Source organism: Paenibacillus daejeonensis DSM 15491 (assembly GCF_000378385.1).
Classification (GTDB): domain Bacteria; phylum Bacillota; class Bacilli; order Paenibacillales; family Paenibacillaceae; genus Paenibacillus_D; species Paenibacillus_D daejeonensis.
Genome location: NZ_KB899660.1, coordinates 112,002 through 134,017 on the forward strand (window position 1 = coordinate 112,002; position 22,016 = coordinate 134,017).

At 53.6% G+C, this 22,016-nt stretch carries 22 protein-coding genes; 3 read left to right on the top strand and 19 right to left on the bottom strand.

The genetic code is table 11. The features are described 5' to 3' along the window. Positions 1-24: 24 nt before the first annotated feature. From F556_RS0107320 to F556_RS0107345, 5 genes are all read right to left on the bottom strand, one after another. Entirely contained in the window at positions 25-1,677 is a 1,653-nt protein-coding gene (locus F556_RS0107320) for an APC family permease (protein WP_020616268.1), read from the bottom strand. Between the two features lie 53 nt (positions 1,678-1,730). After that, positions 1,731-2,213: a cytochrome c biogenesis protein CcdC gene (locus tag F556_RS0107325; RefSeq protein WP_020616269.1), complete on the bottom strand. Its 483-nt coding sequence runs from the start codon at positions 2,211-2,213 to the stop codon at positions 1,731-1,733. 86 nt (positions 2,214-2,299) lie between these two features. Further along, positions 2,300-2,887 (bottom strand): response regulator, encoded by a 588-nt coding sequence (locus F556_RS0107330; protein ID WP_020616270.1) that lies wholly within the window; start codon positions 2,885-2,887, stop codon positions 2,300-2,302. 208 nt (positions 2,888-3,095) lie between these two features. Beyond that, entirely contained in the window at positions 3,096-3,707 is a 612-nt protein-coding gene (locus tag F556_RS0107340) for a DUF3298 and DUF4163 domain-containing protein (RefSeq protein ID WP_020616272.1), read from the bottom strand. An 84-nt stretch (positions 3,708-3,791) separates the two neighbouring features. Continuing rightward, the gene (locus F556_RS0107345) at positions 3,792-4,514 is read right to left on the bottom strand and encodes a phosphonate ABC transporter ATP-binding protein (protein WP_026297158.1); all 723 of its coding nucleotides are present in this window, start codon (positions 4,512-4,514) and stop codon (positions 3,792-3,794) included. Positions 4,515-4,705: 191 nt separating this feature from the next. On the opposite strand from F556_RS0107345, the gene F556_RS0107350 reads away from it, so the two are divergent. Together F556_RS0107350 and F556_RS0107355 are read left to right on the top strand one after the other, a co-directional pair. Beyond that, entirely contained in the window at positions 4,706-4,927 is a 222-nt protein-coding gene (locus F556_RS0107350) for a hypothetical protein (RefSeq protein WP_020616274.1), read from the top strand. 85 nt (positions 4,928-5,012) lie between these two features. Further along, positions 5,013-5,753, top strand: a complete 741-nt coding sequence (locus F556_RS0107355) for an HAD family hydrolase (RefSeq protein WP_020616275.1) — start codon at positions 5,013-5,015, stop codon at positions 5,751-5,753. Positions 5,754-5,833: 80 nt separating this feature from the next. On the opposite strand, the gene F556_RS0107360 is transcribed toward F556_RS0107355, so the two are convergent. From F556_RS0107360 to pdhA, 12 genes are all read right to left on the bottom strand, one after another. Then, positions 5,834-6,613 carry a MerR family transcriptional regulator gene (locus F556_RS0107360; RefSeq protein ID WP_020616276.1) on the bottom strand — a complete coding sequence of 260 codons (780 nt, stop codon included), beginning with the start codon at positions 6,611-6,613 and terminating at the stop codon, positions 5,834-5,836. 113 nt (positions 6,614-6,726) lie between these two features. Continuing rightward, entirely contained in the window at positions 6,727-7,185 is a 459-nt protein-coding gene (locus F556_RS0107365) for a GNAT family N-acetyltransferase (protein WP_020616277.1), read from the bottom strand. Positions 7,186-7,724: 539 nt separating this feature from the next. Next, entirely contained in the window at positions 7,725-10,073 is a 2,349-nt protein-coding gene (locus F556_RS0107370; protein ID WP_020616278.1) for a type IA DNA topoisomerase, read from the bottom strand. A 28-nt stretch (positions 10,074-10,101) separates the two neighbouring features. Then, complete coding sequence (locus F556_RS36115; protein WP_169447554.1) at positions 10,102-11,184, bottom strand: glucosaminidase domain-containing protein; 1,083 nt, start codon at positions 11,182-11,184, stop codon at positions 10,102-10,104. A gap of 41 nt (positions 11,185-11,225) precedes the next feature. After that, positions 11,226-11,543 (bottom strand): hypothetical protein, encoded by a 318-nt coding sequence (locus tag F556_RS0107380; RefSeq protein WP_020616280.1) that lies wholly within the window; start codon positions 11,541-11,543, stop codon positions 11,226-11,228. A 77-nt stretch (positions 11,544-11,620) separates the two neighbouring features. Continuing rightward, positions 11,621-13,108: a glutamate synthase subunit beta gene (locus F556_RS0107385; protein ID WP_020616281.1), complete on the bottom strand. Its 1,488-nt coding sequence runs from the start codon at positions 13,106-13,108 to the stop codon at positions 11,621-11,623. A gap of 148 nt (positions 13,109-13,256) precedes the next feature. Beyond that, positions 13,257-13,754 (bottom strand): dihydrofolate reductase, encoded by a 498-nt coding sequence (locus tag F556_RS0107390; RefSeq protein ID WP_020616282.1) that lies wholly within the window; start codon positions 13,752-13,754, stop codon positions 13,257-13,259. A 20-nt stretch (positions 13,755-13,774) separates the two neighbouring features. Continuing rightward, positions 13,775-14,569 carry a thymidylate synthase gene (locus F556_RS0107395; RefSeq protein WP_020616283.1) on the bottom strand — a complete coding sequence of 265 codons (795 nt, stop codon included), beginning with the start codon at positions 14,567-14,569 and terminating at the stop codon, positions 13,775-13,777. Between the two features lie 169 nt (positions 14,570-14,738). Then, a complete protein-coding gene (gene lpdA / locus F556_RS0107400; protein WP_020616284.1) occupies positions 14,739-16,157 on the bottom strand; it encodes a dihydrolipoyl dehydrogenase in 1,419 nt (472 codons plus the stop codon). A gap of 4 nt (positions 16,158-16,161) precedes the next feature. Then, a complete protein-coding gene (locus F556_RS0107405; protein WP_020616285.1) occupies positions 16,162-17,484 on the bottom strand; it encodes a dihydrolipoamide acetyltransferase family protein in 1,323 nt (440 codons plus the stop codon). Between the two features lie 228 nt (positions 17,485-17,712). After that, complete coding sequence (locus F556_RS0107410; RefSeq protein WP_020616286.1) at positions 17,713-18,690, bottom strand: alpha-ketoacid dehydrogenase subunit beta; 978 nt, start codon at positions 18,688-18,690, stop codon at positions 17,713-17,715. 15 nt (positions 18,691-18,705) lie between these two features. Further along, positions 18,706-19,773: a pyruvate dehydrogenase (acetyl-transferring) E1 component subunit alpha gene (gene pdhA / locus F556_RS0107415; RefSeq protein WP_020616287.1), complete on the bottom strand. Its 1,068-nt coding sequence runs from the start codon at positions 19,771-19,773 to the stop codon at positions 18,706-18,708. A 280-nt stretch (positions 19,774-20,053) separates the two neighbouring features. On the opposite strand from pdhA, the gene F556_RS0107420 reads away from it, so the two are divergent. After that, positions 20,054-20,800 carry an alpha/beta hydrolase gene (locus F556_RS0107420; protein WP_020616288.1) on the top strand — a complete coding sequence of 249 codons (747 nt, stop codon included), beginning with the start codon at positions 20,054-20,056 and terminating at the stop codon, positions 20,798-20,800. Here the strand turns inward: F556_RS0107420 and F556_RS0107425 are convergent. Further along, on the bottom strand, positions 20,778-21,257 hold the full coding sequence (locus F556_RS0107425) for a low molecular weight protein-tyrosine-phosphatase (RefSeq protein WP_020616289.1): 480 nt from the start codon (positions 21,255-21,257) through the stop codon (positions 20,778-20,780). The genes F556_RS0107420 and F556_RS0107425 overlap by 23 nt on opposite strands. Next, positions 21,254-21,928, bottom strand: a complete 675-nt coding sequence (locus F556_RS0107430; RefSeq protein ID WP_020616290.1) for a trimeric intracellular cation channel family protein — start codon at positions 21,926-21,928, stop codon at positions 21,254-21,256. The genes F556_RS0107425 and F556_RS0107430 overlap by 4 nt, the downstream gene beginning before the upstream one ends. Positions 21,929-22,016: the final 88 nt, after the last annotated feature.

Here is a 22,016-nt window from a genome sequence, read left to right on the forward strand (position 1 = left end):
CCGCTTGCAAGCAAACAGGCAGCTCTACAGCTGCCTGTATCCTCGTTCCTGAGACAAGAGCTCCGCCCGGCCGGGAACCGGATTGACGCTTGTTCTGCGGGCACCCAGGCGGATGAGCGGCCAGAGCAAGCCCAATAGCAGAAGTCCGATACCCAGATGCAGGCCCGCCAGTGGAGAGAGCAGCACAATTGCACCCGCAGCGGAGAGCAGCAGCCATAACAGAACCAGAGCCTGCAGGGGCCGACTGAGTCTTCCCAGATGCCATCCTCGTTGCCTCTTATCATCATCCGGCCGGTCAGCTCTGTTGCTCCAATAGCGCAGAGCCAGTGGAATGGCAAGCGACAGATTAAAGGATAGCGAGCCCGCCGCACTAAGGTAAATTAACGAGCTCGTGCCCGCTGCGACCCAGGGCTGCCAGAGGGCCAGCATCAGGATGATGAGCCCAGTGCCCAAAGCGAGCAGCAGGATGATCCGTCTTGGCGTCTGCTTGCGGTTATCGATGTGCTGCAGCCAGCGGCTCCAGGACGAACGTCCGTCCCGATGATAAGCGAACCATTGCCTGCTCGCAGAGGTTAATGTCCCTAAGCCGCTGATCCACAAGCACAGAATAGCTCCTATGTAGAGTATAGGGTGCAGGAAAGAACTCAGTCTCCCCCAACTATCCGCCGTCAAGACGAGGAACAAGTTGCTGCTGCCCGTCGTCACCGCTACATCCATGATGGAGAGCGTCACGAAGACGCATAAGGCATAGACGAATATAAAGCCATATACGGTGCTAAGGTACATGCTCCACGGGACATTGACGGCAGGTCTTACCGTTTCTTCCGTTCCGGCCGCTGACGCTTCCCAGCCGAGGAATAAACGTTGCAGCAGCACCAGAGCGGCAACCAACTGCAACCACGCATACTCGCCATTGCCATGCGAACCGGCAGAGAACAGATACGCTGCGGGCTGCAGACCCGGCTTGAACAACAAGAGCAGGCCCCCGACAATGACTGCTACCAGCAGGAGTTGGAGCCATGCGCTGCCCGAGATGGCCCGTTGATTAAGTTGTAATCCCTGCATGGCGAGTCCGGCCTGAAGAGCCAGCAGTAACCAGGTCCATAAGACGACACTCATCATATTGCTAGCATAGCCCAACCAGCCCGCGACCAATGCATCCAGCAGCACTGCCGCTCCCCCATTCAGCAGGAGAAGCATACATAGATCGCTTCCCGTTCGCAGTTGCAGCGCTAGTCGTCCCCAGCCTCTGCTGCTGCCAGCCCTGCGGGCCCAACGATATACCCCGCCTGACGAAGGGTCTGACGCTGCCATCTCCGCGGTGACCGCACTGGTAAGAACAGCAAACAAGGCGACCAGCGGTAAGCCCAGTCCAAAGGCCCACGGGCCTGCCATCTCATAGACTGGCCCATAATAGAGCACGGTCCCGCCGATCACCGACATGGTTGCAAAAGACAGCGCAAACGAGCTGAACCCGCTCCGCCCCCTTCTCAATTGCTGGGCGTACCCTTGTGCGTTCAGCTGTCGTTTATCCTCCAAAAACTGAAGGTATCCTGCACCTGCCTGTTGGGCTGGCGTTGAAGCGGCAGGCATACGCCGCTGGACACTTACGGCTAGTACAACGGACAGCATGCATACAGCCGCAAACAGGGCCAGCCCGACTATCATGATGATCATGACCTCACCCCCTCCACTACTGTATGTGAAGGGGGTCGCAATCTAGACCAGACTCAATCCGTTGTCCGCTGGCTCAATCGCAGGTACTCGCCAACCATAGCCAGCCGCCAAGGCAGGATCATGCCCAGAGCCAGCAGGTAGAACAATGCGCCTGTCTGGGGAATTGTCATATACTGCTCGACCACGGAATGCATCGATAGTCGCAGTGCAAATAACGTCACCATAATCAGGATGAACGCCTTGGAACGAATAACGTAAATATCCGATTTCACCCGGGCCAGCCGAGTCGTCACGATCAGAGGAAACGAGAACATCAGTAAACCGGTTCCGAAGGCCGAGAGCCCCCAGAGCCAGGGAATGTGCATCATTGGCAAAGCAAACATGATAAATCCCGTCATCATGCCCAGTGGCGGAATAATTAGTTTCTTGAGCGACGTAGGCTTGCGTGCAGCCCGCAATCGCAGCAGGATCATGCTCGTCCCTGCCATACCGGAAACCAGGATCGACAGGGCCTGGATGGTTGTTGTGGACGCCATAACTTCCTCCCGTAACTGTTGCAGCAGAACATAACCGATGTCTATGCAAATAATGGATTACCTTTATCCTACTGCACATCCCCGCTTCAACGCAAGCGCACAGCATTCAGAGACCTTGCAATTTTTAGTTGGTTCAAAACATGCTTTTTGAGCTCATCAATATCAAATGGCTTGTTGAAAAACTGCGTGACGCCAAGACGCTCTGCATTTTCGATGTCAACGGGCTCACCGTAAGCAGATATCATGACAGCAATCAGATCGGGTTTGATGCGCCGCAACCGCAAAAGGGCTTCAATGCCATTCATCTCGGGCATTTTCAGATCCATCAGGACCAGATCGACAGGCTTTTGTTCAAATTGATGAATCGCCTCCGCGCCGTCTCCCGCCTCATAGACCTCCAGACCAATGGCAGCAAATACCTCCATCAGCAAAACACGAATCATCGCTTGATCGTCAACAATCATGATCGACCCGCCAACAACGGATGGCGTCATCTCATCCCATGAGCCTCCAACTGTTGGCACGTTAGAATAATCTCCTTTATTCGCCAGAGCCGGCTTCTTATGATCCGCAGGTTCTGTGGATGTTCCCGCTTGATGCAGCCGGTTGTAACGATACATCAGAGCCATCAAGATGAGCAGCACCGCCAATAGTGCAACAAATATATAAACCATGCAATAAAGACACCTCGAAGTAGTAAGTTTGAAAAAAGATTTCGACACTTTTCCTCAAAACCCTGCTACAAAGAAGGTAAAATTATAAATTTTTCCTTTAATTCTAAGAATTTTAAAGCAGAAGAAACGGCAAATCCCAACGAAATCGTTCTTGTTTCGAAAAAAAGAAACCGCCAGTAGAGGAGATTGCCCTCTCTGGCGGTCTCGCTTAATCATTGACGACCATCGGCCCTAGTGGACCCTCCTCGGCCACAATGTCCTGCAGGCTGTATGCCGAAATCGGAAAATAAGGGAACTGGTACACGTAAGGCGTCAATTCATAGATTTGGAAGTAGATGACCAGCGCACGGTCGGCGATGTAGAAATCCTGATCCGGCCGGATTCGCTCAAAGGGCTGCAGCACCGGCACCTCTCTCTCGGCGATCTGGGCGGACACCTGTTTGGAAATTGGCCCAATATAATCACTGCCTGTTTTGAATAATTGTGGCAGTGTGTATAGTTCTCCGGTCCGCAAGAGGAAGGTTAGTGATTTCTGCAGCGTTATGCCATGCGCTCCGCCCGTGTAGGCATAATTGAAGAGGGAAAGGCTGAGTACGCCCTTCTCATTTGTCTTTACTTCAAACCAGCCGATCATCTCCGCGTTTTTGTCTTCCAGACTCCCTTGGTCAGCAGCCAGCCGATTCGCAGCCTTCCGGATCGCTTCGTTAATGCGATTGCGGACACCGTGATCAGCCACCCCCTGTACCACGGGCAGCCAAATTTCAATCTTGGGATACGTCACATGCGATGGGACGACCACCGCGGGTTGGATAAAGGCCATACGATAGACACCTGCCTATACAGTTAGATGATCTATCCTATGCCTCCATCCTTCCGTTTGTTCAGAGAAAGGATCTCCATTTTGTTAGAGCATCAGCTTTTCGCGCTGTGTCAGTCTGCGTCCCCGCACATCGATGACCAGCTCGCCGCCGCTTAATCCCCAGATCCGGTCAGCGAACCGTTCCGCCCAATCGGCCTGATGCAGTACGCAGATGACGATTATCCTTTGCTGTTTGCAGAGGGCCTTGAGATCCTTCAGGATTTCTTCCGCAGCATGCGGGTCCAGTCCCGATACCGGTTCGTCTGCCAGCAGCACCTTGGCTCCGTGCACCAGCGCTCTTGCAATCGCAACCCGCTGCTTCTCGCCGCCGCTCATCTTATCTGTCTTTTGCTTGGCTTTGTCCAGCAACCCAACCTTTTCGATCATATCCATGGCGCCCATATAATCGTCATTGCGGACCATACCCGTTACCATCCGCCACAGCGGCGTCTGATAGCGCGAGCCGATTAACACGTTCTTGAGAGCTGTCTTGTTCGGGTTCAGCGAGGGCTTCTCTTCAAGATAGGCGAACTCCCGCCGCACCTTTTGGGTTCCCGTAAATTTATTGCCCATAATGTCGACGCCGTCCACCACGTATTCGCCTGTCCATTGTTCCCGCATGGCCAGACATTTCAGCAGCATAGATTTGCCGCTGCCGCTTGCGCCGGTAATCGCGATGAATTCGCCGTTGAACGCCTCAAAGCTGATATCCGACAGCACCTTGGGTCCGCCTGGTATTTTCTTTGTCATTCGCTTTACCTTGATCATCTCCGGTGCTCCTTTGCCAGTCATTTGATTATAATTTCTCCTTATTATCCCCTATGTAAAACCGCTTTCGAAATCCTTGTCCTCATCTAGTTTAGACCATACAAATAATTCTTTCCACACGAACAAATGTTTGCTATAATAAAAACAGAACAGGCGTTCTTATACTGGAATTTTGAAGGAGGCTGATCACCATGCGCAGTTGCGAGAACTTTCGGTTTATTGAGAAGCATCGACCATTTCGGGATTTAACGTTTAAGTTTTATTCGGACGGCACGCTAACCATTATCGATAATGACAACGGCGGCATGGTCACGCCACGCGAGCTGAAGGGATCCAGTCACGACTTCTATGTCCGCAGACGCATTATCTTCATCAAGAACAACTTGGTCGCCCAGAAGCTCAAGCACGCGTGAGTTTTGCAATGCCGGTTTGACTGCCCGCCGCTTGTTAGGGTACATTGGTGGGAGAGACACAAACCTGGCATAAGGAGCACCCGATATGAAACAAACGATCCTATTCGATCTAGACGATACATTAATACATTGCAATAAATACTTCTACCAGGTCATTGATCAATTCGTGGAATCTATGCTTTCCTGGTTCGGGCCTTACGGCGTGACGACGGAGGCGATCCGCGACAAGCAGACCGAGATCGATATTGCAGGCATTGACATCCTTGGCTTCAAGAGCGACCATTTTCCGCAGTCTTTTCTTGAAACGTACCGTCATTTCGCTGATTTGACCGGCAGACGTCTCGACACTTCGGAAGAGAACTGGCTATGGAAGCTGGGGCGTAGTGTGTATGACCTGGAAGCGGAGCCGTATCCGAACATGCAGGAGACGCTTGATGCGTTGGCCTCTACGGGCCACGAGCTTCACTTGTACACTGGCGGCGAACTGCTGATTCAGAACCGCAAGATTGAACGGCTGCAATTGCAACGTTACTTCGACAAGCGAATCTATGTTCGCCGGCACAAGAACGTCGAGGCGCTGGAGGAAATCATTAGCGGCGGTCCATTTGATCGTGACCATACCTGGATGATTGGTAACTCCATTCGCACCGATGTGGTTCCCGCGCTAACTGCAGGATTGCATGCCATTCACATGAAGACAGAAAGCGAATGGCTCTACAATGTGATTGAGATTCAAGTGCAGCCCCGAGGCGCGTTCTTTACACTGAATCAATTGATTGAAGTGCCCGATACCATCTACGGGTATGTGAATCGGCCCATGGAGTAAGTTGAGCAGGAATAACAAAGAGGACGAACGGGCAGCATGTGCTGCATGTTCGTCCTCTTTGTTGATGCAAGGTGTGTGATTCAAGGCTTGAGGTTCTCCTCACCGAGCTGCTGAGTCATGAGATAGGCCATCGCTTCGTTCATCCAAGCTTCCTCTTCCGCCGTGAAGGGACTGCTCGTCATAAACTGGATACTATCAAGGTCTGTCTCACTCAGCGTTGAGACGGACGCCATATTTTCTTCGCCTACGCGCGCCATGGTCTTATCCATAAGTCCTGCCACAAGCGCTTGGACCTCGGGGTGATCAACAGGATTACCCTTAAGCCTTCTAACCTCGCGAGTGAACTCAATAAACTCCCGATCCGCCTCCGCTTTTTCCTCTGCACTCTGATTGAATAGCCGGTCCACCAATTCAGGCGAGGTTCGCTCCTGCAGCCACTGCCGCTGCTCCTCCTCGGACTGCATAGTGTGGATCAGACTGAACAGAACATCGCGATCGAGCTCACCCTGCTGCTCTATCAGCTGGACGGTGCGTCCAATGGCGGTATGCACCTGCTCCAGCTGCCGCTGCTTCGCTTCGATGGCCTCCTGTTGACGGCGCAGCCCCTCCGTCAAGGATGTACCCACTGTCGAGCGTGCCATCAGCTCCTCGATTTCTTCAAGACGATAGCCCAGAAACTTCAGGCTGATGATCTGCTGCAGCTTGAAGATGTCTTGTGATCGGTACACCCGATGCCCGCTGCTCGCGTCCCGCTGCGCTCGCAGCAAGCCAATGTCATCATAATAATGCAAGGTGCGGACTGAACTCTTGCTTAAGGCAGCGAATTCACCCACAGTATAGGTACGGTTTGGATTGTCCATTCCTCTGGCCCCCTCATGTGAAATAGAAGTGCAGAGCCGAGCGTGCGCTGCTGTCTTCTAGCTCAAGCATAACGCCTCACGTAACTGGAGGTGCAAGACCTTTTTTACAGTGTTCAAAGATCCTGCGAGAACCGAACCATGTCCATGACTTGTAAGCCATTCTCATAGATTGGCTCCTCATAATGTCTCAGGAAGAAATCCCGGTCGATACTGACCATTCGGAAGCCACATTTCTGATAGAGCGCAAACTGACCCAACCCGGAGTTGCCTGTTCCCACTTCGATGGTGGCGTACCCTTGGTTACGGGCTTCTTGAACCGCATGCTGGACAAGCTGCTTGCCAACGCCCTTGCCCTGATACGACTCGTCCACTGCGACGTTGACCAGCTCCACAGTGTCCGGACGAGTAGGCAGCAGAACATACACGCCGATTACTGCCCCCAGCGTCTCGGCAATGTAACATCTGCCTCTGTCTATATAATTCGTGACCAGTCGCTCCGAAGGATCTGCCAAGAGCAAGAGCTCCATCGGAACCGGTTCATGATGATCAAGCAGCCGAATCTGCACAGTCATATTCTCACCTCTATATCTCGACCCATCGGACCCATTGGGCTCATTAGGATTATTGGACTCATTAGGCTCATTAGGCTCATTGGGCTCATTGGGCTCGTTGGGCTCGTTGGGCTCATTTGACCAATTGGCCCCATCTCCGCTCTAACGGACACCATAGCCGCTATTGAGTGAAAAAAGGGGGATTTAAATTTGTAACGGCCATATAAGCGCTTATTGTAGCGAATTGTCCCTGTTCTGGCTGGTTTTCTTGGCAATAAGTGCTCCTGTGGCCGTTAGAAGCACACGGGGTGCAAAAAACAACAAATAGGCGCATATATGGCCGTTAGATTGGTCCTCGCACAGCTCCCAACTCGCATGGTAGCACCCGACGATCGGACCACTCGCCCACGGGCATACGGGTCCAGCAGCATGATGTTAGTCGCACCACTCGCCGCACGGCATACGGGTCCAGCAGCATGATGTTGGTCGCACGACTCGCCACACTACATGCTGGTCCCCCAGCATGTAGCCGGCGGGACCACTCGCCGCACGGCCAGCGACTAGTCCATGTGCACGCTCACAGAGCCGCTTTCCCGGTTCGTCAGCACCAGCTTGCCCTTGCGGCTTTCCCCGTTTGTTTGCTTGAACGACAGCTTGCCGGTTTCGCCCTTGCTGACAAGCGACTTCACCATTGACTGCGAGATCTTCTTGCCTTGCTGTTCCTTCCAGATGACGAAGGTGCAGCCTTCACGGTACTGGGTACAGCCGAATCCGCGTTTGCCTTCGATTAGCTGACCCTTGCAGCCCCGGCGGGGGCAGGGAGCCAGTGCGGTAAGCCCACCTGAAGACTTGGCTGTTGAGGAAGCCGCAGAGGCTTTGACCACTGTATCCGTTTGCGAGCGGGTGCTGGCACCAGACCGGCTGCTTGATGGGCTCCCGCCTGCGGCTGAGCCTGCCGTCCTGCTCCCCGACCGGCCTTTGGATGCCGCACCTCTCGTCCGGGTCTGGCCCCGCTTGCCGCGGCCGCCGCTGCCGCTCTCGTCACCCTCGAACATGGATGCCGGGGCAGGCTGCTGGGTGCGCACCTTGGACACAATCATGGCAGCGAATTGCTTCACCTTCTCCATGAATTGTGCATCTGACGCTTCGCCTTTGGAGATTTGGTGGAGTCGCTGCTCCCACCGGCCCGTCATCTCGGGCGAAGCCAGCAGCTCGACACCGGCGCCACGAATCAGTTCGATGGCGGAGCAGCCTTTCACAGTAATATCCAGCTTCTTGCCGCTCAGTGTAATATATCCGACCTGCTTGAGTCGCTCTATGGTAGCCGCACGAGTCGCGGGGGTGCCCAGCCCGGTATCCTTCATCGCTTCCTTGAGCTCCTCATCCTCCATCGCCTTGCCGGCCGTCTCCATCGCTTTGAGCAGCGTACCCTCCGTATACGACTTGGGCGGCTGCGTAGCCTTCTCGCGAGCTTCAGCCACTGCACATTGGACCGGCTTGGCCGGATCCACCTTGAACTCTTCGGTTACCAGCTCTTCTTCCTGATCGTCATCCTCTTTGCCCGGCTTCTTGCGTCGGCCCTTTCCCTTCGCATCACCGTTCTCTTGATTTTGCTGGACCACCTTCCAGCCTGCCTCCAGCTGTTGCTTCACCTTCGTGCGGAACAGCTCCTCTTCTACCTTGGTCATAACCTCATGATTGCTGTAGACCGCAGGCGGATAGTAATGAGAGAGAAAACGGCGTACGATCAGATCATAGATCTTCTGCTCATCAGCGCTAAGCGTGCCGGGCTTCTTCGGTGTGGGCAGGATGGCATGGTGATCCTCGACCTTGGACGGGTTGCAGACCGCACGGTTGCCTTTGTGCACCCTGCTGCGGTCAGCCCCGGCAGCAAGCTCGCCATAATCCGATGTCTTCCCGAGCATACTCAGCACATTACCCATGACCGGCAGATTCTCTTCGGTTACATAATTGGAGTTGGTCCGCGGATACGTAATGACTTTATGTTTCTCATACAGTCCTTGCGCGATATCCAGCGTCTTCTTCGCAGAGAAGCCATAGCGTCCATTCGCTTCACGCTGCAGCAGTGTCAGGTCGTGGAGCCGGAACGGGTACTCCTTGCTCTCCGTCACCTCATAAGAGAGGATCTCGCCTGGCTTGCCCTCGACCTTGGCTGTGAGCGCTTCAGCCTGTTCCTTGGAGGTGATTCGCTCGCCTTGCCATGTACCGTTGTACTTCAGCTTGTCCTGCTTGAATACTGCATGCACGGTATAGAACGTCTCCGACTGGAAGGCCTGAATTTCTTTGTGCCGATCATAGAGGAGCGCCAGCACCGGTGTCTGCACCCGTCCAACAGATAATAGCGCCCGATGACGGATGGTAAAAGCGCGCGAGGCATTCATCCCAATCAGCCAGTCGGCTTCACTACGCGCTCTGGCTGCACGGGTGAGCGGATCATATTCGGTGTCGCTGCGCAGATTATCGAAGCCGCGGCGGATCGTCTCGGGCGTCAGATCCGAGATCCAGAGCCGATGAACAGGCTGACGCAGCTTCAGGTGCTGACGAATGAGATGAAAGATCAGCTGTCCTTCTCGCCCGGCATCGCAAGCATTGACAAGCTCGCTGCAGTCTTTCGCCAACTCCCCGATCACCTTCAATTGGTCTTTGGTCCGTGGATTCGGCCACAGCTTGAATTTGTCAGGGATGATCGGCAGATCCTCGGCTTTCCATTTCTTGTACCGGGCATCGTAGCGATCCGGCTCCGCGAGCGTGACCAGATGACCAATCGCCCACGTAATGACATACTTCTCGCCTTCCAGATGGGTTCGCTTGTTGCGTGCCTTAGGCTCCAGCACCGCAGCAATCGTCCGCCCCATATCCGGTTTCTCGGCTATGATCAGTGTCTTCATTCCCCACTCTCCCCGCTGGCAGTCATGATTATGGCTTTCCGTAACCGCGCATCGTATCGAACAACCGGCGTACACCGGCTGCCCATTTCGGATCTTCCGCATATTTGCGATTGACCCACGTGAGCGCGTCTATCTCCGGCGGGCGCTCACGTGCCCACCGGAGCACCGTTCGGGCGGCGATATCGGCCGAGTCGGCAATGGTGGTGTTGTAGATCTGCCAGCTATGATATACATTGAACGGATTGTTGGCAATCCGGGCCGCATCTGGCTGATCCCGAGGGACGAACCCCTGCTCCTGACCGGTGATGGCGAAGAGCAGCAGCGGATGGATATCATATCGCCAGGCCGTCTCCATGAGCGTACCGTAATAGGGCTCATCGGTCAGCAGTGATCCCCGCCTCTCCAGGTAATCCCGCAGACTTGTTTCGTCAACCTTGCTATAACGCAAGTCCGGCGGCAGTTCATTTACTACACCGTCCGGCAAGGGAGGCTGGTAGCTGTAGACCAGCGGCGCCCTTAGCTTGAGGACATCAGGCAGCACTGGCGCTGCAGGCGCGGCTGGTATCCATGCCTGCGAATAGAGCGCAGCTCCTGCGACAACCAGCAGGCTCAGTAAGCCATAGGTGAGCTTGGGCCATCGAGACAGCCATCCGGCTCCGGTACCTGCCCACACGGAGCGTTGCGCCTCCGCAGTCGTTGACGAGGCTCCTGCCGCGCTTACTACAGCCGCCCAACTGTGATCTGAAGCACTAGCGATGAGCGCCCGTAGCTGTTCCTCGGTTAGCGTGCCTTGTACATGCTTCTGCGCCCAGTGCAGAAGCGCCTGGAGCTCAGCAGGCTCAGGGTGAGGCAGCTCGTCCAGGCAGGCTCGCCAGATGTCCTCTGTCCGTACGGTCCGCCCCGAACCGAGCACACGCGTTCGGATCAGGTTCGCAGCCACGGACTGCCGCAGCGCCCACCCGAGCTCTGGCATTTGCCGTAACAGGACCTGCCGGATCGCATCCGCGAACACTTCAGGTTGACGGTCGGGTGTCGAGGCATATTTATGCTGTACATACGTTCTTATCGTCTGCAGCTCTCTAGGAGTCAAGATCCATGCTTCGCTTTTCACAAGCGCCAACACCTCTCTTCACCTACATCGAACGGATACAGCTAGCCAGCTACCTGGTGAATTCGGGACTGCATGTCCTGTTCTTCAATAAATGCGGCAATCTGTGCTTTCTCCTCTGTCGTGAACTGATACTCGCAGTCGCAGCCCTCATCCTGAGGGATAATCTGAGCCACTTGTCCGCCGTGCGTACAGATGATCAGTGCCGTCAGATCAATCAGGTCCGCAGGTCGTTCGTCAGACTCTGCTTGGAGGTCGAAGCTCAGGACGATATCCACCCACTGGTCATCCCGGCGCTCCAGCTTTGGGTAGAAGGCAGCAAATTTCAGCTCTGTCACACGGTCTGCCCCGTATTTGATCATGGGATTCCCTCCTGAAAGAAAAAATAAAGCGCCCGAAGGCGCTTCGTGTCTCACTTTAGATCTGAAGGCTGCGCCGCTTAAGGCAATACGCTAGAGCCCATCAAGTATTTGTCTACTTCCCTTGCTGCTTCGCGGCCTTCATTGATCGCCCAGACGATCAAGCTTTGCCCGCGGCGAATATCGCCAGCAGCAAATACTTTGTCCACATTGGTCGTGTATTTGCCGTAAGCGGCTTTGATGTTAGTACGACGGTCTTGCTCCAGACCGAACTGATCGATCAGTGTCGACTCTGGACCTTCGAAGCCGATTGCGATCAGGACGATATCCGCAGGCCATACTTTCTCCGTGCCCGGGATTTCTTTGTAGATCTTGCGGCCAGACTCATCGATGTAACGCTCGATTTGTACCGTGTGCAGCTCTTTGAGGTTGCCGTTCTCGTCGCCGACGAATTTCTTGGTCAGGACAGAGAATGCACGCGGGTCTTCACCGTACAGAGCTTTGGCTTCTTCCTGCGCATAATCCAGTGTATAGACATGCGGGAATTGCGGCCAAGGATTGTTGATGGCGTCGCGCTCCAGTGGAGCCTTGGCTACCGTACCGAATTGAGTGACAGATTTGCAGCCATGGCGCAATGCCGTCGCCACGCAGTCTGTACCCGTATCGCCACCACCGATAACAATAACATTCTTATCTTTAGCAGAGATATAATTGCCGTCCTCCAGATTGGAGTCGAGATAGCTCTTAATTGTGCCGTTCAGGTAGTCCATCGCCAGATGCACGCCGTTCAGCTCACGTCCCTCAATTGCTACTTCACGAGGCTTGGTTGCGCCGCCGCACAGAACGACAGCATCGAAATCTGCGACCAGCTGTGGTCCTTCGATATCTTTGCCAATCTCTGTGTTCGTCACAAACTCAATGCCCTCAGCTTCCAGGATATCGACGCGGCGTTGTACGATGCCCTTGTCCAGCTTCATGGTCGGGATACCGTAAGTCAGCAATCCACCGATGCGGTCCGCACGCTCATAGACCGTTACGGTGTGACCTGCTTTGTTCAGCTGAGCGGCAGCAGCCAGTCCTGCAGGACCTGAGCCAACAACAGCAACACGCTTGCCTGTACGCATCTGCGGCGGGTTAGGAACAACCCAGCCTTCTTCAAAGCCTTTGTCGATAATGGCTTGCTCAATGGACTTGATGGTGACCGGATCGCCGATCAGGCCTACCGTACAAGAGCCTTCACAAGGCGCCGGACATACACGGCCAGTGAACTCGGGGAAGTTGTTCGTCTTGTGCAGACGGTCCAGCGCTTCCTTCCAGCGGCCGCGGTAGATCAGGTTGTTCCACTCGGGAATCAGGTTATTGACAGGACAGCCGGATACCGAACCAGCCAGCTCGATGCCAGTGTGACAGTATGGGGTACCGCAGTCCATACAGCGTGCGCCTTGCGTGCGCAGCTGTTCTTCCGACATATGAAGATGGAACTCTTCCCAGTCCTTGATCCGCTCCAGCGGGTCGCGGTCCACGGCGAGCTCGCGTTTATATTCCATAAATCCAGTTGGTGTAGACATGATCGCTTTCCTCCATCCGTTAATGCGGGCCATGAGGCCTTACCGAACCTGCCGGTTTACACTATAATACAATATCCTAGCATGATTGTCCTTATAAAAAGAATGGATTATCCGCACAATCATTTGCACTGTGCTGCCATTGTTCGGATCACAGCGAGGCAGCTGGCCGTCTGACGTACGTTGTATAATAGTAATCATAGGGATTCTTCTCATCGCGAATCCCCTTCTCGCGCAGCGCCTGCTCCCACTCGTTAGAATCAAACTCCGGGAAACGGGTATCGCCCTCGAAATCCTCTTCAATCTCGGTCAGCAGCAGCCGGTCCGCATGCGGAAGAAACAAACGGTAAATCTGCTCCCCGCCAATAATCATCAGATCCTGTTCGCCATATTTCTCCAGAACCTCTTCCACGGTATGCACCACCTCGCAGCCTTCGCGGCTGAAGTCATCGCTGCGTGTGAGCACGATATTCCGGCGATTCTTGAGCGGGCCGCCAAACGATTCCAGCGTTTTGCGCCCCATCACCACCGTCGTTCCGGTCGTCATGCGCTTGAAATAAGCCATATCGTCCGGGATCCGCCACGGCAAATCGTTGTCGACACCGATCGTGCGGTTCCGGGCCATGGCTGCAATCATAGATATAGTCATGTCGACCCCCTCCTAAGCTGTTAAACAGATACAGCTGCTTTTATTGTGGGATGATGCTCATAGCCAATCAGCTCAAAATCCTCGTAACGATAATCAAATATTGAATCCGGCTTGCGCTTAATGACCAGACGCGGCAGCGGCATGGGTTCACGAGTCAACTGCAGCTTCACTTGCTCCAAGTGATTCTGGTAGATATGAACATCTGCACCGGAATAGATCAGCTCTCCCGGCTCCAGATCGCATTGCTGGGCAAGCATATGGGTCAATAAGGCATACTGTGCCAGATTGAACGGCAGCCCGAGGAACGTGTCAGATGACCGCATATTAAACATGCACGACAGCTTGCCCTTAGACACATAGAACTGGAAGGTATAGTGGCACGGAGGCAGCTTCATACCCTCAATCTCGGAAACATTCCAGGCACTGACCAGGTGTCGGCGCGAGTTAGGGTTGTTCCGAATACTCTCGACCACATCTGCAATCTGATCGATCCGTTTGCCGTCTGGCGTTTCCCAGGCACGCCACTGCGAACCATAGACGGGGCCGAGATCACCGTTCTCATCCGCCCACTCGTTCCAGATCCGAACGCCATTTTCCTGCAAATAGCGCACATTCGTATCGCCGCTCAGAAACCACAGCAGCTCGTGAACAATCGATTTCATATGCACGCGTTTGGTCGTGACAATCGGGAACCCTTCCGACAAGTCATACCGCAATTGACGGCCAAATACGGAAATCGTCCCTGTGCCGGTGCGGTCGCCTCGCTCTTCGCCGTTCTCCAATATATCGTGGAGCAAATCAAGATACGATCTCACACGGACACCTCTCTATCTTCATACTCTTTTTATCATATCATAGATGGTTTGTTCCAGGCGACAACTTTCGCCCTGTATACAACAATCCCCAAGCAGGAGAGACCGCTCAATGAGCCTGTCCGCACCTCTTGGGGATCCTGTTCATGTCACAAGCGACACGAAACAATTATTACTTCTTAACGAAGGTATGAATTGGATGTCCAAGCGCTACCTCAGCAGCTTCCATAGAAATCTCGCCGAGGGTTGGATGTGCATGGATCGTCAGCGCGATATCTTCGACGGTAGCACCCATTTCGATCGCCAGACCCAGCTCAGCGATCAGATTGGAGGCTTCGATACCGGCAATTTGTGCACCGAGCACCAAACCATTGTCGGCATCGGAGACGATTTTCACGAAGCCATCCGTAGCATTAAGCGACAATGCACGGCCGTTGATGTTGAACGGGAAGCGGCCGATCTTCACATTGTGGCCTTTTTCCTTGGCTTCCTTCTCGCTGTAGCCTACGCTGGCACACTCTGGATCCGAGAATACAACCAGCGGAATGCATTTATAATCGATTTTGCTAGGCAGGCCAGCGATTGACTCAGCGGCTACCTTAGCTTCATAAGAAGATTTGTGAGCAAGCGCAGGTCCAGCCACGATATCACCGATCGCATAGATATGCGGGATGTTCGTGCGGCCTTGATCGTCGACTTCAATGAAGCCGCGCTCGTTCATTTTGATGTTGATCAGGTCCAGACCCAGCTCGCCATCTGTATTCGGGCGACGGCCTACAGTAACCAGCAAGTAGTCTGCAGTCACCTGTTTCTCTTCCTCACCAACGGTGTAGCTCAGCGTCACTTCCTTGTCGGATTGCTCTGCGCTGTTGGCTTTGGCGCCTGTAACAATCTCAACGCCTTGGCCTTTGAGCTTCTTCTCAACCAGTTTGGACATCTCGCCGTCAAAACCAGCCAGAATGCTATCCAGACCTTCAATGACAGTCACCTTGGTGCCGAACTTGGAGTACATTTGACCCAGCTCGATGCCGATATAACCGCCGCCAACGACGATCATGCTCTTCGGAACTTCAGGCAGGGACAACGCTTCGGTCGAGGAGATGATCCGTCCGCCAAACGGGAACGGCTTCAGCTCGATTGGACGCGAACCGGTTGCGATGATGCAGTTCTTGAAGCGATAACGCGGCGACTCTTGGTCATTAAATACACGCGCTTCGTTTTCGTTGATGAACATCACTTCACCGTTGAAATAATCGATTTTGTTGGCTTTCAGCAAGGAAGCTACGCCGCCAGTCAATTTCTTCACGACGCCGTTTTTGAAGTCCTGTACTTTACCAAAGTCGACTTTAACCTTGCCCGCATCGATACCGATCTCGGATGCATGAGAGATCGATTCGTACTGGTGAGCAGCGGAGATCAGGGCTTTGGACGGGATACAGCCAACGTTCAGACAAACGCCGCCCACTTTTTCTTTGTCAACCACAAGTACTTTTTGTCCAAGCTGCGAAGCACGGATAGCAGCGGTATATCCGCCAGGACCGGCCCCGATTACTAATGTGTCAATATCCAGGGAAGCATCACCTACTACCATGGTATTACACCTCCATTACGAGCAGCTCGGGATCAGCGAGCAGTCGTTTGATATAGTTCATGCAGTTTTGAGCTGTAGCACCATCGATGAGACGGTGGTCGAAGCTGAGCGACAGCGCCATAACCGGAGCCGCAACGATCTCGCCGTTTTTCACGACTGGCTTCTCGGAAATGCGGCCTGTACCCAGAATTGCAACCTCAGGGAAGTTGATGACCGGCGTGAAGAACATACCGCCAGCGGAACCGATATTGGAAATCGTCATGGTGCCGCCCTTCATTTCATTAGGGGCCAGCTTGCCATCACGTGCTTTCACTGCCAGATCCATAATGTCGGCTGCAATCATCCAGATGCTCTTACGATCGGCATCATGAACAACCGGTACAACCAGGCCATTGTCGGTATCTGCAGCAATACCAATGTTGTAGTACTTCTTGTACACGATCTCCTGATTCGCTTCGTCGAGCGTGGAGTTCATGATTGGGTATTCACGCAGCGCAGCCACGAGTGCCTTCACGATGAAAGGCAGGTACGTCAGCTTAACGCCTTTTTTCTCAGCCAGCGGTTTGCCTTTGGTACGCAGCTCAACCAGTGCGCTGACATCGACTTCGTCCATGATGGTAACGTGCGGTGCCGTGTAGACCGATTTGGACATCGCGCTAGCGATGACTTTGCGGATGCCTTTGAACGGTACGCGCTCTTCTGGACGGTCGCCTTGAACAGCAACTGCAGCCGGCTTGGACTCACCTTTGCTTGCCGCAGCAGCTTCTGGTGCTTTCTCTTCAGCTGCTCCACCCTCGGAGAACTGATCGATATCCTCACGAGTGATACGACCGTTTTTGCCGGTGCCTTTTACTTTGGAGAGCTCGACGCCCTTCTCGCGGCCATACTTGCGTACGCTAGGCGTAGCCAGTACAAGTGCTTTGTCACCAGCATCGTCAGATTCGCTCTTGTCAGAGGAACCGTCTACTTTGTCAGCAGAGGCAGTCTTGGACCCTTCAGCGTCAGGCAGCTCGGTTTCTTCCGGCTTCTTCGCTTCGTCTGGCGCAGAATCGGATTCGGATGCAGGTGTCTGATCCGGCACGTCGCCTTCTGCGTCGATGATCGCTACTACGTCGCCAACATGGCAGACCTGGCCGTCCTTCACAAGAACCTCCAGCACCTTGCCCTCTACAGGACACGGAACTTCAACGATCGCTTTATCGTTCTGGACGTCCATAATAATATCTTCATCGGTAACTGTATCGCCTGGCTTGATGTGGATCTTGACGATCTCACCTTCATGCAGGCCTTCTCCGAGTTCTGGGAACCGGTATTCGAATTTGGCCACCTGGATTACCTCCTTACTAAATTGTGCAAGCATTTGCTCGCATAGTGAGATAACCGCCTGCGCGGGCCGGATCGTCCCTCCGATCGCTGTTGTCCCCAGATTTATCGAATAGATAACCCCTATATAGGGGTAAATCCGGGGACAAAGGCGAGCGCTGCGCTTCTCCGGGACGCTCCGCCCTCTTCGGCTCCACTCACTATGATAGCAATATCAAACCATTTTCATTTTCTAGAATTCCAACGTTTTGTTAACCGCAGCGATGATACGCTTTGGCGATGGGAGCCAGGCGTCTTCGATCTGGGCGAACGGATAGACAGTGTCTGGTCCGGCAACGCGGAGTACGGGTGCTTCGAGGTGCAGGATCGCCTTCTCATTGATCTGGGCGATAACTTCGGCAGCGATGCCGGAAGTCTTCTGGGCTTCCTGTACAACGATGGCACGGTTTGTTTTCTGGATGGAAGCAATGATGGTGTCGATGTCCAGCGGCATCAGGGTGCGCAGGTCGATAACCTCGGCTTTGACGCCGGATTTTTCGAGCTCTTCTGCAGCCTTGACTGCTGTGTGAACCATCATGCCGTAAGCCAGAATGGTGATGTCGCTGCCTTCGCGAACGACATTGGCCTTGCCGATTTCAACGGTGTAATCTTCTTCCGGCACGTCGGCACGGAACGCATGGTACAAGTTAAGATGCTCCATGAAGAATACCGGATCATTGTCGCGGATCGCGGAGATCAGGAGACCTTTGGCGTCATAAGGATTGGATGGAATGACGACTTTGATACCTGGCGTCTGTACAGCCAGACCTTCCAGGGAATCGGTATGCAGCTCAGCTGCTTTAACGCCACCGCCGAACGGTGTGCGGAATACGATCGGTGCATTGTAACGGCCGCCAGAGCGGAACCGCATACGAGCAGCTTGGACGAACATTTGGTCCAGTGCTTCATAGATGAAGCCGACAAATTGAATCTCGGCAACCGGGCGGAAGCCCTGGATACCCATGCCTACAGCCAGACCGCCGATTGCGGATTCAGCCAGCGGCGTATCGAATACGCGCTCTTCGCCAAACTCTGCCTGCAGTCCTTCGGTAGCGCGGAATACGCCGCCGACCTTGCCTACGTCTTCGCCGAATACCAAAACGTTAGGATCCTTTTTGAGCTCGACGCGCATTGCGTCGCGGATCGCTTCTTTCATATTCATTTGAGCCATGATCGCTGGTTCCTCCTATTCAAAATCGGCTTTTTGCTCTTCCAGATGCTGTGGAGTGGTCTCGAACATCGAATCGATCAGACCGCCTACTGTCATCTTTTCCGTAGCTTCAGCCTTCTTGATTTGTTCATTGACAGTTGCCTTTGCCTCTTCCTTCACACGCGCAGTGTCTTCATCGGACCAGAGACCTTTGCCTTCCAGGAACTTGCCGAAACGAACGAGAGGATCCTTCAGGCTCCATTCCTGCTCTTCTTCTTTGGTACGGTATTTGGAGGTATCGTCCGCCATCGAGTGTGGACGGAAACGATACGTCAGAATCTCAATCAGTGTTGCACCTTCGCCGTTGCGTCCGCGCTCAGCAGCGTCTTTAACAGCTTTGTAAACAGCCAGAATGTCCATGCCGTCAACTTGAACGCCTTTGATACCGGCAGCTACCGCTTTGTGAGCGATCGACTCGGCTGCTGTCTGCTTGGAGAACGGGGTGGTGATGGCATAACCGTTGTTCTGTACAGCATAGATGACAGGCAGCTTGAAGACGCCAGCAAAGTTCAACCCTTCGTAGAAATCACCCTCGGACGAACCGCCGTCACCAGTATACGTAATGGCAACACGCTTCTCGCCCTTCTTCTTGAATGCCATAGCCACGCCTGTAGCATGCAGGATCTGAGCACCAATGATGATCTGAGGCATGAGAACATGTACATCCTCAGGAATCTGGCCGCCATGCTGATGACCACGGGAGTACAGGAACGCCTGATACAGCGGCAAGCCGTGCCATACGATCTGTGGCATATCGCGATAGCCTGGGCAGACAAAGTCATCTTTGTTCAGCGCATATTCGCTGCCGACCATCGATGCTTCTTGTCCGGATACTGGCGCATAGAATCCAAGGCGTCCTTGACGGCCCAGATTGACAGCGCGCTCATCCCAAGTACGTGTGAATACCATGCGGTACATCATTTCTTTCAATTGCTCGTCTGTCAGCTCCGGCATCAGATCCGGATTAACGACTTCGCCTTCAGGAGACAGTATGGAAAGCGGGGTTACCGGCTCCACCTGAACTTCATAAGGAAGTTTGCTCATTTTCACGTTCACCTCGATAAGATATTTGAATATCTAATTCCGCTGTTATAGAATTATTATAACCCTGTTTACCGAAAATGGTCAAAGCAAAATTCGAAAAAACCGTTGTTTTTTCTAAACTTTTGACGAATTTGAGGTCAACAATGTTTATAATACAGCTTCACGAAACATGTATAACAGATTGGTACAACTTCACTAAAAATTCACGAATGGCGCATGTTTCCTCCCTATTGTTTACCCATCGCCCATGCAAACCATTCATAGGAAAGGGAGATTACGAATGAGTGAGAATCCAGTAAAACGCACCATCCTTAAAGATGCAGTAACCTCTACCCATCTTATAGAAGGAGAAAGAGGACTTCGTCTGTATCTACCGCCCGGCTATAATGAGATTCTTAGTTACCCGGTCATCTATTGTCAGGACGGCGAAGACTTTTTCAATTTTGGCCGGATCGCTACCCAGGCACATGCCATGATCCTGGATGGTGATCTGGAGCCGCTAATCATCGTCGGCGTCGACGTGGACAAATCGGTTCGAACAGACGAGTATGCGCCAGATGGTGAGCGCCATGAGGCTTATGTACGGTTTTTTGTGGAGGAGATGATCCCCTACGTCGCTTCCAAATATGCGGTACGCTCTGAAGCTGATCAGATGCTGCTTGCCGGTGATTCACTCGGAGGAACAGCAAGCCTTCATATTGCGCTTAGCTATCCTGGCAAGTTCAAGTATCTGCTCTCTCTATCCGGCGCATTCTACCCGGCCTCGCGCAATATCGTTGCTGCCATGCCGCCAGGTTCACTGGAGTGGCTGAATGCCTACATGCTGGTCGGCCTGCAGGAGGATGCCTTCGAGACCGACCGCGGCATTTACGATTTCGTTGCGCTGAACCGATCCATGAAGCAATTGCTTACGGATAGGGGAGCAGAGCTTGTCTACCATGAGAAGGACGGCAAGCATGTCTGGGGATTCTGGCAGCAGGAGGTCCCTGCCGCTCTGACCTGGTTCAACGAACAAGCGTTGACTTGATCCGCTCAAGCAGAATGTCACAGCCCGCCTCCACCATTTCGTACACTTCCTCAAAATTGCCGCTATAATAGGGGTCCGGCACATCCGGCACGCCCCGCTCCGGGAGCAGCTCCATGAACGTCAGCACCTGGGGGCGTCCGGGCGGGTCGCCTGCCGGCAGCCACTGCGCGATGTCGGCCTTGTTGCGGTTGTCCATACATACGATGTAATCATAGTCGCTGTAATCCGACTCGCGGAACTGTCTGGCGAGCATGCCGTCCCAGCCGATTCCGTGCTGTTGAAGCAGCGTTTGCGTACCAGCGTGGGGCGGCTTGCCCAAATGCCAGTCGCCTGTACCTGCGGAGTCGGAGACAACCTCTCGTTCCAATCCGGCTTTGTTAATCTTGTCCCGGAATACCGCTTCCGCCATTGGAGAACGGCAGATATTGCCAAGGCAAACGAATAATACGTGAATCATCGGTTTTTCTCCTTCTTGCTGCGCCTGATTACAGCCCGCTTCGGCTCGGGAATGCCTGCCTCAAGCCGGAGCGACCGCTTCGGCAGCTTCCACTTGTAGTATACCGAGAGCATGCGCATTGTAATAATAAACATGAACAGAATAAGCAGCTGCACAGGAGTCTCGAACCATCCGAGTCCTATTCCTAATCCACCTAGCATCGCCCAAACCGCATAGATTTCTTCACGCAGCACCAGCGGTTTGCGCCCGGCCAGCAGATCGCGAATCATCCCCCCGCCGATACCTGTGAGCATCGCAGCAACCATGACCGCACTAAGAGGCACATCCATACGGACTGCAGCCAACGCGCCCTGAATGGCGAACGCAGACAGTCCGATCGCATCGAAGAATACTTCTCCGCGTTTCCATTTGAGAATCCATTTGGCTGGCATGAGAAAGAACAACGTCATGGCGATGATCGCTGTTTTGAGAAACAATCCCTGATTCCAAAGGCTGGTGATCGGCACGCCGATCAGCAGGTTGCGAACAACACCTCCGCCGAAAGCGGTGACATATCCGAGCACGAAGACGCCCAAAATGTCATACTCCTCTTCCATGGCAACAAATGCGCCACTGACAGCAAATGCTATCGTTCCAATAATACTGAACCAACTGAAAATATCCAAATCCATCCCTCGTATTGCCCCGCTTCCTCTGGTAGGGCTGCACGCCCTAATCTTGCGCGCATGCTGTCCAATTCTGTCATTTCCCATTGTAGTG

Excerpts from the sequence above, each read along its gene's own strand:
- F556_RS0107365 (WP_020616277.1), bottom strand. The coding sequence starts at position 7,185 with ATGACTGTGCAGATTCGGCTGCTTGATCATCATGAACCGGTTCCGATG.
- F556_RS0107340 (WP_020616272.1), bottom strand. The coding sequence starts at position 3,707 with ATGGCCTTTATCCAACCCGCGGTGGTCGTCCCATCGCATGTGACGTAT.
- F556_RS0107330 (WP_020616270.1), bottom strand. The coding sequence starts at position 2,887 with ATGGTTTATATATTTGTTGCACTATTGGCGGTGCTGCTCATCTTGATG.
- lpdA (WP_020616284.1), bottom strand. The coding sequence starts at position 16,157 with ATGGTAGTAGGTGATGCTTCCCTGGATATTGACACATTAGTAATCGGG.
- F556_RS0107345 (WP_026297158.1), bottom strand. The coding sequence starts at position 4,514 with ATGATCAAGGTAAAGCGAATGACAAAGAAAATACCAGGCGGACCCAAG.
- F556_RS0107370 (WP_020616278.1), bottom strand. The coding sequence starts at position 10,073 with ATGAAGACACTGATCATAGCCGAGAAACCGGATATGGGGCGGACGATT.
- F556_RS0107430 (WP_020616290.1), bottom strand. The coding sequence starts at position 21,928 with ATGGATTTGGATATTTTCAGTTGGTTCAGTATTATTGGAACGATAGCA.
- F556_RS0107350 (WP_020616274.1), top strand. The coding sequence starts at position 4,706 with ATGCGCAGTTGCGAGAACTTTCGGTTTATTGAGAAGCATCGACCATTT.
- F556_RS0107385 (WP_020616281.1), bottom strand. The coding sequence starts at position 13,108 with ATGTCTACACCAACTGGATTTATGGAATATAAACGCGAGCTCGCCGTG.
- F556_RS0107360 (WP_020616276.1), bottom strand. The coding sequence starts at position 6,613 with ATGGACAATCCAAACCGTACCTATACTGTGGGTGAATTCGCTGCCTTA.
- F556_RS0107380 (WP_020616280.1), bottom strand. The coding sequence starts at position 11,543 with ATGATCAAATACGGGGCAGACCGTGTGACAGAGCTGAAATTTGCTGCC.
- F556_RS0107420 (WP_020616288.1), top strand. The coding sequence starts at position 20,054 with ATGAGTGAGAATCCAGTAAAACGCACCATCCTTAAAGATGCAGTAACC.
- F556_RS0107355 (WP_020616275.1), top strand. The coding sequence starts at position 5,013 with ATGAAACAAACGATCCTATTCGATCTAGACGATACATTAATACATTGC.
- pdhA (WP_020616287.1), bottom strand. The coding sequence starts at position 19,773 with ATGAGCAAACTTCCTTATGAAGTTCAGGTGGAGCCGGTAACCCCGCTT.
- F556_RS0107410 (WP_020616286.1), bottom strand. The coding sequence starts at position 18,690 with ATGGCTCAAATGAATATGAAAGAAGCGATCCGCGACGCAATGCGCGTC.
- F556_RS0107325 (WP_020616269.1), bottom strand. The coding sequence starts at position 2,213 with ATGGCGTCCACAACAACCATCCAGGCCCTGTCGATCCTGGTTTCCGGT.
- F556_RS0107320 (WP_020616268.1), bottom strand. The coding sequence starts at position 1,677 with ATGATCATCATGATAGTCGGGCTGGCCCTGTTTGCGGCTGTATGCATG.
- F556_RS0107425 (WP_020616289.1), bottom strand. The coding sequence starts at position 21,257 with ATGATTCACGTATTATTCGTTTGCCTTGGCAATATCTGCCGTTCTCCA.
- F556_RS0107390 (WP_020616282.1), bottom strand. The coding sequence starts at position 13,754 with ATGACTATATCTATGATTGCAGCCATGGCCCGGAACCGCACGATCGGT.